11 protein-coding genes and 2 riboswitches are annotated in these 12,828 nt (G+C 68.3%); of the genes, 9 read left to right on the top strand and 2 right to left on the bottom strand.

Annotation, left to right across the window (positions count from 1 at the left end; translation table 11 throughout):
• Positions 1-6: 6 nt before the first annotated feature.
• From MELE44368_RS06285 to MELE44368_RS06245, 9 genes are all read left to right on the top strand, one after another.
• Complete coding sequence (locus MELE44368_RS06285; RefSeq protein WP_046752235.1) at positions 7-339, top strand: small basic family protein; 333 nt, start codon at positions 7-9, stop codon at positions 337-339.
• Positions 340-341: 2 nt separating this feature from the next.
• Positions 342-1,175, top strand: a complete 834-nt coding sequence (locus MELE44368_RS06280; RefSeq protein ID WP_128107714.1) for a DUF881 domain-containing protein — start codon at positions 342-344, stop codon at positions 1,173-1,175.
• Positions 1,176-1,218: 43 nt separating this feature from the next.
• Complete coding sequence (gene gcvH / locus MELE44368_RS06275) at positions 1,219-1,614, top strand: glycine cleavage system protein GcvH (protein WP_128107713.1); 396 nt, start codon at positions 1,219-1,221, stop codon at positions 1,612-1,614.
• A gap of 154 nt (positions 1,615-1,768) precedes the next feature.
• The gene (gene garA, locus MELE44368_RS06270) at positions 1,769-2,248 is read left to right on the top strand and encodes a glycogen accumulation regulator GarA (RefSeq protein WP_128107712.1); all 480 of its coding nucleotides are present in this window, start codon (positions 1,769-1,771) and stop codon (positions 2,246-2,248) included.
• 31 nt (positions 2,249-2,279) lie between these two features.
• Complete coding sequence (ftsR, locus tag MELE44368_RS06265) at positions 2,280-3,032, top strand: transcriptional regulator FtsR (RefSeq protein WP_128107711.1); 753 nt, start codon at positions 2,280-2,282, stop codon at positions 3,030-3,032.
• A 48-nt stretch (positions 3,033-3,080) separates the two neighbouring features.
• Positions 3,081-3,575 carry a bifunctional nuclease family protein gene (locus MELE44368_RS06260; RefSeq protein ID WP_046752239.1) on the top strand — a complete coding sequence of 165 codons (495 nt, stop codon included), beginning with the start codon at positions 3,081-3,083 and terminating at the stop codon, positions 3,573-3,575.
• Between the two features lie 213 nt (positions 3,576-3,788).
• Entirely contained in the window at positions 3,789-4,424 is a 636-nt protein-coding gene (locus tag MELE44368_RS06255) for a MerR family transcriptional regulator (protein ID WP_128107710.1), read from the top strand.
• Positions 4,425-4,504: 80 nt separating this feature from the next.
• Positions 4,505-4,602, top strand: a riboswitch (glycine riboswitch).
• Positions 4,603-4,712, top strand: a riboswitch (glycine riboswitch). It begins immediately after the preceding riboswitch.
• 55 nt (positions 4,713-4,767) lie between these two features.
• On the top strand, positions 4,768-7,614 hold the full coding sequence (gene gcvP / locus MELE44368_RS06250; protein WP_128107709.1) for an aminomethyl-transferring glycine dehydrogenase: 2,847 nt from the start codon (positions 4,768-4,770) through the stop codon (positions 7,612-7,614).
• An 86-nt stretch (positions 7,615-7,700) separates the two neighbouring features.
• Entirely contained in the window at positions 7,701-8,573 is an 873-nt protein-coding gene (locus MELE44368_RS06245) for an alpha/beta fold hydrolase (protein ID WP_128107708.1), read from the top strand.
• On the opposite strand, the gene MELE44368_RS06240 is transcribed toward MELE44368_RS06245, so the two are convergent.
• Both MELE44368_RS06240 and MELE44368_RS06235 read right to left on the bottom strand, forming a co-directional pair.
• Entirely contained in the window at positions 8,570-10,618 is a 2,049-nt protein-coding gene (locus MELE44368_RS06240) for a vWA domain-containing protein (protein WP_128107707.1), read from the bottom strand. The genes MELE44368_RS06245 and MELE44368_RS06240 overlap by 4 nt on opposite strands.
• Positions 10,605-12,806 (bottom strand): malate synthase G, encoded by a 2,202-nt coding sequence (locus MELE44368_RS06235; RefSeq protein ID WP_128107706.1) that lies wholly within the window; start codon positions 12,804-12,806, stop codon positions 10,605-10,607. Before MELE44368_RS06235 ends, MELE44368_RS06240 begins: the two co-directional genes overlap by 14 nt.
• Between the last annotated feature and the right edge of the window lie 22 nt (positions 12,807-12,828).

The raw sequence follows: 12,828 nt of genomic DNA, 5'->3' as shown, positions 1-12,828 counted from the left end.
AGACGCATGATCGGAATCGCCGCACTAGTCATCGGCATCGTGCTCGGGTTGGTGTTTCAGCCCGATGTGCCCGAGTTCGTCCAGCCGTACCTGCCGATCGCCGTGGTCGCCGCGCTCGACGCGGTGTTCGGCGGGCTGCGTGCCTACCTGGAGCGCATCTTCGACTCGAAGGTGTTCGTGGTGTCGTTCGTGTTCAACGTGTTGGTGGCCGCGCTGATCGTCTACCTCGGCGACCAACTCGGGGTGGGAACACAGCTGTCCACGGCGATCATCGTGGTGCTGGGAATCCGGATCTTCGGCAACGCAGCCGCGTTGCGACGCAGGCTGTTCGGGGCGTAGTGATGGCCGAGAACCCGTCCCAGCACCCGTCGGAGCCGGATCGCGTCGACGACGGCGAGCCGCGGGGCGGCGGCAAACACGAGCTACCGCCCGACGCGCCGGCACCGCACCTGGGTGATCTGGGGGCCGGCGCCGGGCGGCGAGGACGCGCGCAGCTCGTCTTCGGCGCGTTGGGGGTGCTGTTGTGCGTGCTGCTCGGCATCGCGATCGTCACGCAGGTGCGCCAGACCGAGTCCGGCGACTCCCTGGAAACCGCGCGGCCGGCCGACCTGCTGGTGCTGCTGGATTCGCTGCAGCAACGCGAGGCGGCGTTGAACACCGAAGTCACCGAACTGCAGCGCACGCTGGTCGAACTCGAGGCCTCCGGCGGCAGCGACCAGGCCGTCATCGAAAACGCCCAGGCCCGCCTGGCGGCGCTGTCCATCATGATCGGCACGGTGTCGGCCACCGGACCCGGTGTGACGCTGACCATCACCGACACCACCCCGGGCTTGCCGGCCGAGACGCTGCTCGACGTCATCAACGAATTGCGCAACGCCGGCGCGGAGGCCATGGAGATTCGCGGTGGGGAAGCCGCGGTGCGGGTCGGTGTGGACACCTGGGTGGCCGGCGCCCCGGGGTCGCTCGTCGTCGACAACGTGACGCTGCGTCCGCCCTATACCGTTGTGGCGATTGGTGATCCGCCGACGTTGGCCGCGGCGATGAACATTCCCGGCGGGGCAAAGGACAGCATCGAGCGCGTCGGGGGCACGATGACGGTTCAGCAGGCCGACCGGGTGGACGTGACCGCCTTGCGGCAACCGAAACCCCGCCAATACGCTCAGCCAGTCAAATGAGGTCAAGCGCAGTCAGTGGAAGAAAACAGGAAATAGGAGCGTCGTGAGCGAGATCCCAGCCGACCTGAAGTACACCGAGGAACACGAGTGGGTGCTGCGCACCGGGGACGACACCGTGCGCGTCGGCATCACCGACTATGCCCAGTCCGCGCTGGGTGACGTGGTGTTCGTGCAGCTTCCCGACGTCGGCGCGGACGTGACGGCGGGAGAATCGTTCGGTGAGGTGGAGTCGACCAAGTCGGTGTCTGACCTCTACGCTCCGGTCAGCGCGAAAGTCGTTGCGGTCAACGGTGATCTGGAGGGGAATCCGCAGCTGGTCAACTCCGATCCGTACGGCGAGGGCTGGCTGATCGATCTGCAGGTGGACGCCTCGGCGCTGGAGGAGGCGCTCAGCGGGTTGCTCGACGCCGACGACTACCGCGCCACGGTGACCGAATGACGGTTGTTAGGGTTTCTGACACCGGACGCCGACCTAGCGGCGATTCCGGCGGTGGTGGGCACAATGACGTCTACTGCGCGGTACGGTCGAGACCAGACGCATTACGGCTGGGGCTCGGCCCTGTATCGCCACAGCAGCCAGTGAGGAGCAGCGGGTGACGGATAAGGACAAGAACTCTGGGTCTGACCAGACGTCTGACGAAGTCACCGTGGAAACGACATCGGTATTCCGCGCCGACTTCCTCAACGAGCTGGACGCCCCGGCCGCGGCAGGCGCCGAGGGGGCGGTCTCCGGAGTCGAGGGCCTGCCGGTCGGCTCGGCGTTGCTCGTCGTCAAGCGCGGGCCCAACGCCGGCTCACGGTTCCTGCTCGATCAGCCGACGACGTCGGCCGGCCGCCACCCCGACAGCGACATCTTCCTCGACGACGTGACGGTCAGCCGTCGGCATGCCGAGTTCCGGATGGAAGGCGGCGAGTTCCAGGTCGTCGACGTCGGCAGCCTCAACGGCACCTACGTCAACCGCGAACCGGTGGATTCCGCCGTGTTGGCCAACGGTGACGAGGTCCAGATCGGCAAGTTCCGGTTGGTCTTTCTCACCGGTCCGAAGAGCGACGACAGCGGTCAGGCCGGCTAGTGGTCGCTGAGCGCTCGCGCGAAGAGTAACGATGGGTGCCCCCGACACTCCCGCGCTCACTGGGATGTCGATCGGAGCGGTCCTCGATCTGCTGCGACCGGACTTCCCGGACGTGACGATCTCCAAGATCCGGTTCTTGGAGTCCGAAGGACTGGTCACCCCAGAGCGCACGGCGTCGGGCTATCGGCGGTTCACCGCCTACGACTGCGCTCGCCTGCGGTTCATCCTGACCGCCCAACGCGACCACTACCTGCCGCTGAAGGTGATCAAGGCACAGCTCGACGCGCAGCCGGACGGCGAGCTGCCACCGCAGAGCGGATCGCCTTACGGCGTACCGCGATTGGTGCCGGTGGCCGGTGCCGAGTCGGCCGACTCGGCCGCGCACGTCAGCACGGCGTCGGTGGCCCCGACCCAGGTGCGGCTGTCGCGGGAGGACCTGCTGGCGCGCTCCGGTGTGGACGACGAGCTGTTGACGGCGTTGGTGAGGGCCGGTGTGATCACCACCGGGCCGGGCGGGTTCTTCGACGAACATTCGGTGGTGATCGCCCAGTGCGCCCGCGCGCTGGGTGAATACGGGGTGGAGCCGCGACATCTTCGGGCGTTCCGCTCGGCGGCCGACCGTCAGTCCGATCTGATCGCCCAGATCGCCGGACCGGTGGCCAAGGCCGGTAAGGCGGGTGCCCGGGAGCGCGGTGACGACCTCGCCCGCGAGGTGGCCGCGCTGGCGATCATGCTGCACACGTCGCTGATCAAGTCGGCTGTGCGCGACGTTCTTGATCGCTGAGGATTAGACTTGGTTTGTAAGGCTTCTTGGTGCGGAGGGCAGACACATATGGGTGAGGTGCGTGTGGTCGGCATTCGCGTGGAGCAGCCACAAAACCAGCCGGTTTTGCTGCTCCGCGAGTCGAACGGTGACCGCTATCTGCCGATCTGGATCGGGCAGTCAGAAGCCGCGGCGATCGCGCTCGAGCAGCAGGGTGTGGAGCCCGCCAGGCCGCTGACCCACGACCTGATCCGAGATCTTATTGGTGCGCTTGGCCATTCGCTCAAAGAGGTGCGAATCGTCGATCTGCAGGAAGGCACTTTCTACGCCGACCTGATCTTCGATCGGGACATCAAGGTGTCGGCGCGGCCGTCGGACTCGGTGGCGATCGCGCTGCGCGTCGGCGTGCCGATATACGTCGAAGAGGCCGTGCTCGCGGAGGCCGGCCTGCTGATTCCCGACGAGAACGACGACGAGGCCGCCGGGGCGGTGCGCGAGGACGAGGTCGAGAAGTTCAAGGAGTTCCTCGACAGCGTGTCGCCCGACGACTTCAAGGCGACCTAGCAAGGCTTTGTCACGGAAACGTCTCGTCGCTCTCGACACGCGGCGAGGGTTTCTGCCAAGCGGGAATCGGGCAGCCATACTTTGACGTGCCGGTCCACTGATGGACAGTCGCGGGTCCGGCGGAAAGCGTATGCTCGACACACTCGGGCTCGGTAGTCGTATGCCCCATGCGGGACTGCGGACGCGGGTTCGATCGGCGAGAGGATTTCGGAAGTGGGAGACACGCCACGTCAAGAGCAGCTGGACCTCACCTCTGCGAGCGGCCCCGCTGATTCGGAAGCGTCTTCGACTAGCGGAGTACCCAGCGAACCCGTGCAACCAGGTCTTTTTCCGGACGACTCGGTGCCCGACGAGCTCGTCGGCTACCGCGGCCCCAGCGCCTGCCAGATCGCCGGCATCACCTACCGCCAGCTGGACTACTGGGCGCGCACGTCGCTGGTCGTGCCGTCGATCCGGAGCGCGGCGGGTTCGGGTAGCCAGCGGCTCTACTCATTCAAGGACATCCTGGTTCTCAAAATCGTCAAGCGGTTGCTCGACACCGGCATCTCGCTGCACAACATCCGCGTCGCCGTCGACCATCTGCGCCAGCGCGGGGTTCGCGATCTGGCCAACATCACGCTGTTCTCCGACGGCACCACGGTTTACGAGTGCACGTCGGCCGAGGAAGTGGTCGACCTGCTGCAGGGCGGCCAAGGGGTGTTCGGCATCGCGGTCTCCGGCGCCATGCGCGAGTTGACCGGGGCGATCGCGGATTTTCCGGGTGAGCGCGCCGACGGCGGCGAGTCCATCGCCGCCCCCGAAGACGAACTGGCGTCGCGGCGCAAGCACCGCGACCGCAAGATCGGCTGACGGGTCCGTAAGACGCTGTCCGCGCGGGGTAGTGCGTCGGCCGTGACAGAGACGCGCTCGCGGTAAACTCGTCAGCGCATCGCGCTTGTGCGGGAGAGTTCCGTGACACCCAGCCACGGACGCCGAAGGAGCAATACCTCTCCGTCAACCTCTCAGGCACCAGGACCGCACGAGGCCCCCGATGCCTCTGGAAAGCGGTAAGCCCTGCTTACCCGCCCACGGGGAAAGGCGTTTCTCGATCCGTCGGGGCGGCGCCGAATCTCTCAGGCGCCCGGACCGGGTCGACGACAGAGGGAGAGGAACCCAGCGGTTCTCAACCTTCATGTGTCTGGAGTACTCGCCAGTGTTCGATCATCACCAGCCCACCTTCGCCAACCGTCACATCGGTCCCGACGCCGACGAAATCGCGACCATGCTGGACACCATCGGGGTGGCGTCGCTTGACGAACTCGCCGGCAAGGCCGTCCCGGCGGGCATCCTCGACGCCGTCTCCTCCGACGGGGTGGCATCGGGCCTGGATCAGCTGCTGCCGCCGGCCACCGAGGAGGAGGCGCTGGCGGAGCTGCGCGCGATGGCCGAGTCCAACACGATCGCGGTGTCGATGATCGGACAGGGGTACTTCGACACGCTGACCCCGCCGGTGTTGCGCCGCAACATCATTGAGAACCCGGCCTGGTACACCGCCTACACGCCGTATCAGCCCGAGATCAGCCAGGGCCGCCTGGAGGCGCTACTGAACTTTCAGACCATGGTCACCGACCTGACCGGCCTCGAGGTGGCCAACGCGTCGATGCTCGACGAGGGCACCGCGGCCGCGGAGGCGATGACGCTGATGCACCGGGCGGTCAAGGGCCCGTCGAACCGGCTGGCGGTCGACGTCGACGTATACCGCCAGACCGCCGCCGTGCTGGCCACCCGCGCCGAGCCGCTCGGTATCGAGCTCGTCAGCGCCGACCTGCGCCGCGGGCTGCCCGACGGCGAGTTCTTCGGGGTGATCGCGCAGTTGCCCGCCGCCAGCGGGGCCGTGGTCGACTGGAGCGAGCTGATCGGGCAGGCCCATGAACGCGGCGCGCTGGTCGCGATCGGGGCCGACCTGCTGGCCCTGACGTTGATCACCCCGCCCGGCGAGCTGGGCGCCGACGTCGCCTTCGGCAGCACGCAACGGTTCGGGGTGCCGATGGGCTTCGGCGGTCCGCACGCGGGCTATCTCGCGGTGCGCAGCAAGCACGCCCGCCAACTGCCCGGCCGGCTGGTCGGGGTCTCCGTCGACGCCGACGGGTCGCCGGCATATCGGCTCGCGCTGCAGACCCGCGAGCAGCACATCCGCCGCGACAAGGCGACCAGCAACATCTGCACCGCGCAGGTGCTGTTGGCGGTGCTGGCCGCGATGTACGCCAGCTATCACGGCGCCGACGGGCTGACCGGGATCGCGCGCCGGGTGCACGCCCGGGCGCGCGCGCTGGCCGCCGGGCTGACCGCCGCGGGTGTCGAGGTGGTGCACGACACGTTCTTCGACACGGTGCTGGCGCGGGTGCCCGGCCGTGCCACCGAGATCCGCGACAAGGCCAAGGCCCGCGGCATCAACGTGTGGCGCGTCGACGACGACCACGTGTCGGTGGCCTGCGACGAGGCCACCATCGCGTCGCACCTCGACGCGGTCCTGTCGGCGTTCGGGGCCGCCCCGGTCGACACGGCGTTCGACGGCCCGCAGATCGCGACGCGGACGTCGGCCTTCCTGACCCATCCCGCGTTCACCCGATACCGCACCGAGACCGAGATGATGCGCTACCTGCGGTCGCTGGCCGACAAGGACATCGCGTTGGACCGCAGCATGATTCCGCTCGGCTCGTGCACGATGAAGCTCAACGCGGCCGCCGAGATGGAGCCGATCACCTGGCCGGAGTTCGGCCGTCAGCATCCGTTCGCGCCGGCCGCCGACGCGCCGGGGCTGCGCAATCTGATCGCCGATCTGGAGAAGTGGCTGACCGAGATCACCGGCTACGACGCGGTGTCGCTGCAACCCAACGCCGGTTCGCAGGGCGAGTACGCGGGACTGCTGGCGATCCAGGCCTACCACGCCGAGCGCGGCGAACCCGACCGCAACGTCTGCCTGATCCCGTCCAGCGCGCACGGCACCAACGCGGCCTCGGCGGCGCTGGCGGGCATGCGGGTCGTGGTGGTGGCGTGCCGGGAGAACGGTGACGTCGACCTCGACGACCTGCGCGCCAAGGTGGCCGAGCACGCAGACCGGTTGTCGGCGTTGATGATCACCTATCCGTCGACGCACGGGGTGTACGAACACGACATCACCGACATCTGCGCCGCGGTGCATGACGCCGGCGGACAGGTGTACGTCGACGGCGCCAACCTCAACGCGCTGGTGGGGCTGGCCCGGCCGGGCCGGTTCGGCGGCGACGTCAGCCACCTCAACCTGCACAAGACGTTCTGCATCCCGCACGGCGGCGGGGGTCCCGGCGTCGGCCCGGTCGCGGTGCGCTCGCACCTGGCCGAGTACCTGCCCGGTCATCCGCTGGCCGATGAACTGCCCGATGCGCACACCGTGTCGGCCGCGCCGTACGGTTCGGCGTCGATTCTGCCGATCACCTGGGCCTACATCCGGATGATGGGCGCCACCGGGTTGCGGGCGGCGTCGCTCACGGCGATCGCCTCGGCCAATTACATCGCCCGCCGCCTCGACGAGTATTACCCGGTGCTCTACACCGGCGAGAACGGCATGGTCGCTCATGAATGCATCCTGGACCTGCGCAAGATCACCAAGCAGACCGGCGTCACCGTCGATGATGTGGCAAAGCGGTTGGCGGACTTCGGTTTCCACGCACCCACGATGAGCTTTCCGGTCGCGGGCACGCTGATGGTCGAGCCGACGGAGAGCGAGAGCCTGGCCGAGATCGACGCGTTCTGCGAGGCGATGATCGCGATCCGCGCCGAGATCGACAAGGTCGCAGACGGCACCTGGCCGGTCGACGACAACCCGTTACGCGGGGCGCCGCACACCGCGGAGTGCCTGCTGGTGGACGACTGGGATCACCCCTACACCCGCGAGCAGGCGGCCTATCCGCTGGGCAAGAACTTCCGGCCGAAGGTGTGGCCGCCGGTGCGCCGCATCGACGGCGCCTACGGGGACCGCAACCTGGTGTGCTCGTGCCCGCCGGTCGAGGCGTTCGCCTGACGGCCCTTCGCCGAACGTTCCTTACCGCGCGATAATTCGCCGACTTTTCGAGCGGTAAGGAACGTTCGGCGGCTATGGTCGGGCGGGTGTTACCACCGACGGTCGCGCAATGGCGCGACGCCGGCCGCTGGCTGACCACCCCCGCGGGCAAGGTGTTCGTCCGCAGCGCCCCCGGCGACGGCCCGACGATCCTGATGCTGCACGGCTACCCGTCGAGCAGCTTCGACTACCGGCAGGTGATCGACCACCTCGGCGGCAGGGCATGGCTGACGCTGGACTTCTTGGGCTTCGGCTTGTCCGACAAGCCGCGCCCGCACCGCTACAGCCTGCTGGAGCAGGCCGATATCGTGCAGGCGGTGGTGGCCGACGCCAACGCCGGCCCGGTGGTGCTGATCGCACATGACATGGGAACGTCGGTGACCACCGAGCTACTGGCCCGAGACATCGAGGGCCGCTTGCCGTTTGAGTTGCAACGGGTCGTGCTGAGCAACGGCAGCATCATCCTGGACCGGGCCAGCCTGCGGCCCAGCCAGAAGATTCTGCGCGGCCCGCTGGGGCCGCTGATGGCCCGACTGGTCAACCGCGGCGGGTTCGTCCGCGGGTTCGGCAAGCTGTTCACCGACGCGCACCCGCTGTCGGACGCGGAGGCCGAGGCGCAGTGGTCGCTGCTGACCCACAACGACGGCCACCGCATCGCCCACCTGCTGATCTCCTATCTCGACGAGCGGGTGCGCTACGCCGACCGATGGCACGGCGCGGTCCGCGACTGGCCCAAGAAGCTGAGCTTCTTGTGGGCGCTCGATGACATCGTCGCGACCACCAACGTGCTCGACGGATTGCGCGAATTACGGTCAGCCGCAGACGTCATCGAGCTTCCCGGCGTCGGGCACTACCCACAGGTCGAGGTGCCGGAGGTGTTCGCCAGGTCGGCGCTGAGCCTGCTGTCGGCCCCGACCTAGCCGAGCATGGTGGCGATCGCCGCGTTCAGTTCCGGTGACGCCGAACTCTCCACGTTCTGATACGTGCCGCCGGTGATCTGCGCGACGGCCTCCCAGGTCTCGCGGTCGGAGTCGGCGCCGAAGTCGATGACGTTGACGGCGACCGGGCGGGCCTGATCGAACGCCCCGCGGATGTACTGCTGCAGCCCCGGCCCGTCCAGGGTCCGGTCGGTGTGCGGGCCGGTGGTGATGACCAGAACCGAGTTGGGCTGCCCCTCACGGTAATTGGCCATCGCATCGGTGTAGACCAGCCGCAGCGTGGTGAACGACACCGCGCCACCGCCGGAGGCGGACTGCGAGTCGAGCGCGGCAGCCAGCGCCGCCGACCGCGGCCCGCCGTCCACCGGGTCGGTCAGCGGCCCGGTGCTCACCTCGGAGCGGCCCGCGGTGCCGTCGAAGGTCCACAGTCCCACCGCTGACGTCGCGGGCAGCGCCTGCAGACGCGCCTGCAGCGCGGCCACCACGTTCGCCAGCCGCGATCGGCCGCCTTCGTCGGCCGGCATCGACTGGTCGAGCATGATCGTCACCGCCGGGTTCTCCGCAGGCGCCGTCAACGCGGCGGCCAGCGAGGCGCGCGCGGCGTCGTCGCCCAACCGCAACGGCTCGGCGACCGGAGCGAAGTCCACGACCTCGCTCTCCGGTGGGGTGCCGCCCTCGGTGCGGAACCCGGCCTCGGCGAACTCGGTGAGCTGGTCGGGTTTGCGCATGAACCGCGCGAATTCGCTGGCGGCTCTGAGCTGTTCCTGGCTCAGCCAATCACCCGACAGCAGCACGGTCGGATAGTCGGCCATCGCGGGCGGGCCCGGCGGCAGCCAAGACGCGACACTCTTTGCGGCGTCCTGCATCTCCGAGGTGCGCTTGTACAGCTGTTGCTCGGTGACGACGACGGCGTGCACCGGGGCCGACGCCGGATCCGGTGCGTTCAGCAGGGCGTCCATGGCGGTCGACGCCGTGTTGTCAGACAGCTGCGGCTGGCCGGCCAGCAGGGTGTTCACCGCGCCCGTCCCGGCACTCGGCGGCGCCCCTTCCGGCGCCGACGCCGCGGCGACCGCCTCGGCGGCCAGGTAGGAGGCGTCGCTGTCACCGCTGAGCGGCAGCGCCAATCGCAGCGATCCCCAGCCCGGCATGTTCAACGCCTCCAGCGACGTCGGATTGGTCTGCAGTCCTGGCAGGGTGCCCCAGTTCTGCTGCGCCAGCGCCGGTTTGAGCTGCGGCCGGACGGCGAGCAGCACGGGGGAGTTGACCAGCGGCCGGCTGTCGCTGACGAGCTGCGGACCGGCCACGGCCTCCAGGCGTGCCTCCGCGATGGAGCTGGCGGGCACCCACAGGGCGGGCCGCTCGCCGAGTTCGGCGGGCCAGGTGTCGCCGAAACCGTTGATGACCTGATCGGAGTTCGCGGATTTGACGCCGACCTTCACGCACCGGTCACCGACCGGCGCCGCGGTCTCGTTGTAGCTGTCGGCCAGCGTCCGAACCTGCTCGGAGATGGACGGATCGGTGATCACGGCCACCGCGAGTTCACCGTCCACGCAGCGGGCGGCGGCCACGTCGCTGCGGCTGGACAGCGCATCACCGAAGAACCGCCACAAGATGACGGCGCCGACCAGCACCACGACCGCCACCAGCGCGACGATGACGCCGACGCTGACGCCACGCCGTCCGGCGGTCACCGCGCGGTGGCTACCGGTCCACTCGCCGCCTTCCCACTCACCGCTGTGTCGGCCGGGGCGGCGCGGCGGCGGGGGAGGCGCGCCGGTGCCTGACGCCGATTCGGGGCGCTCGGCATCGACGACGTCGCCGTCGTCGAAGTAGCCCTGCTCGTCGGACCCGTCACCGTATTGCGGTGTCCGATAAGCGGAGTCGCCGTATTCGGAACCGCCGAAGCCGGGGTCATGGCCCGGCTCATCACGGCCCAAACCGAAGCGCTCGGTCTGAGATTCCGAAGACTCGTCGAACTGCTCTCGGTCCGGCGAGTCCTCGGGGTCCGGAAGGCTATGCCTGCCCACTTGCGGCCTTGTACTCGCGACGCCGTCGATGCAGGATCGGCTCGGTGTAGCCGTTCGGTTGCTCAGCGCCGGAGAGGATCAGCTCCTGCGCGGCTTGGAACGCGATGTTGTTGTCGGGATCCGGTGCCATCGGGCGGAATTCCGGATCCTTCTCGTTCTGCTTGTCGACGACGGCGGCCATCCGGCGCAGGCTGGCCTTGATGTCCTCTTCGGTGATGACGCCGTGGCGCAACCAGTTCGCCAGCAACTGGCTCGAGATACGCAGCGTCGCACGGTCTTCCATCAGCGCGACGTTGTGGATGTCGGGCACCTTCGAGCAACCCACGCCGGCGTCGATCCACCGGACCACGTAGCCGAGGATCGACTGGCAGTTGTTGTCGACCTCCTCGCGGATCTCCTCGGGCGCCCACGCCAGCTCCTTGGCCAGCGGAATCGTGAGCAGCTGGTCGATGGTGGTGCGCTTCTTGCCCGCGAGTTCCTTCTGCACCGCGTACACGTCGACCTCGTGGTAGTGCATGGCGTGTAGGGTCGCCGCGGTCGGCGACGGCACCCAGGCGGTGGTGGCGCCGGCCTTGGGCTGGGCGATCTTCTGCTCGACCATGTCGGCCATCAGGTCGGTCATGGCCCACATGCCCTTGCCGATCTGCGCGCGCCCGGAGAATCCGGTCGCCAGGCCGATGTCGACGTTCTGGTCCTCGTAGGCGGCGATCCAAACGGTGTTCTTCATCGCGCCCTTGCGGACCATCGGACCAGCCTCCAGCGACGTGTGGATCTCGTCGCCGGTGCGGTCGAGGAAGCCGGTGTTGATGAACACGACGCGGTCGGCCGCGGCCTTGATGCAGGCCTTGAGGTTGACGGTGGTGCGCCGCTCCTCGTCCATGATGCCCACCTTGATGGTGTTGGCGGGCAGGCCGAGCACGTCCTCGACCCGGCTGAACAGCTCGCAGGTGAACGCCACCTCGTCGGGGCCGTGCATCTTGGGCTTGACGATGTAGATCGACCCCGTGCGGCTGTTGACCAGCGGCCCGTTCTGCTCACCGGACTTGAGCCCGTGGATCGCGATCAGGCTGGTGAACAGCGCGTCCTGGATACCCTCGTACACCTCGGGGCCGTCGGAGCCGTTGTCGTCGAGGACGATCGCGTCGTTGGTCATCAGGTGCCCGACGTTGCGCACGAACAACAGGCTGCGGCCGGGCAGCGTGAGCTCGCCGCCGTCGGGGGTGGTGTAGGTGCGGTCCTGGTTGAGCACCCGGGTGAAGGTCTTGCCGTCCTTGGTGACCTCCTCGGCGAGGTCGCCCTTGTTCAGGCCGAGCCAGTTGCGGTAGCCGAGCACCTTGTCGCCGGCGTCGACGGCGGCCACGGAGTCCTCGAAGTCCATGATCGTGGTGACCGCGGATTCCAGCACAACGTCCTTGATGCCGGCCTTGTCGGTCGAGCCGACGGGGGAGTCGGGGTCGATGAGGACCTCGCCGTGCAGGCCGTGGTTCTTCAGCAGCAGCGACTTGGGCGCGTCGGCGTCGCCGGTGTAGCCGACGAACTGCTCGGGCGTCGCCAGCCCGGTCGACAGGCCGTCGCCGAGGGTGACCAGCAGAGCGCCGTCATCGACCTTGAAGCCGGTGGCCTCACTCCAGCCGCTGGTGGCCAGCGGTGCGGCGCGGTCGAGGAAGCGCCGCGCATACGCGATGACCTTCTCGCCGCGCACCGGGTTGTAGCTGGTGCCCTTTTCGGCGCCGCCCTCCTCGGAGATCACGTCGGTGCCGTACAGCGCGTCGTACAGCGAACCCCAGCGGGCGTTGGCGGCGTTCAGCGCGAACCGGGCGTTGAGGATCGGCACCACCAGCTGCGGGCCGGCGGTGGTGGTGATCTCGTCGTCGACGCCGGTGGTGGTGATGGTGAAGTCGTCGGGCTCGGGGAGCAGGTACCCGATCTCGATCAGGAAGTTCTTGTAGGCCTCGGGATCGATCGGCTCGATCACCCGGTGGCGGTGCCACTTGTCGATCCGGGCCTGCAGATCGTCGCGCCGGGCCAGCAGATCCTGGTTCTTGGGGGTCAGATCGGCGACGACCTTGTCCACCCCGGACCAGAAGGTGTCGGGATCGATATCGGTGCCCGGCAACGCCTCGTTGTTGATGAATTCGTACAACACCTGGGCGACGCGCAGGTTCCCCACCGTCACACGATCGGTCATCTTTCCTCCCTTGAGCCTTCGT

Source organism: Mycolicibacterium elephantis DSM 44368 (assembly GCF_004014805.1).
Classification (GTDB): Bacteria; Actinomycetota; Actinomycetes; order Mycobacteriales; family Mycobacteriaceae; genus Mycobacterium; species Mycobacterium elephantis.
Note: the sequence above shows the minus strand (reverse complement) of the source record. Positions and strands in the feature narration are given on the sequence as shown.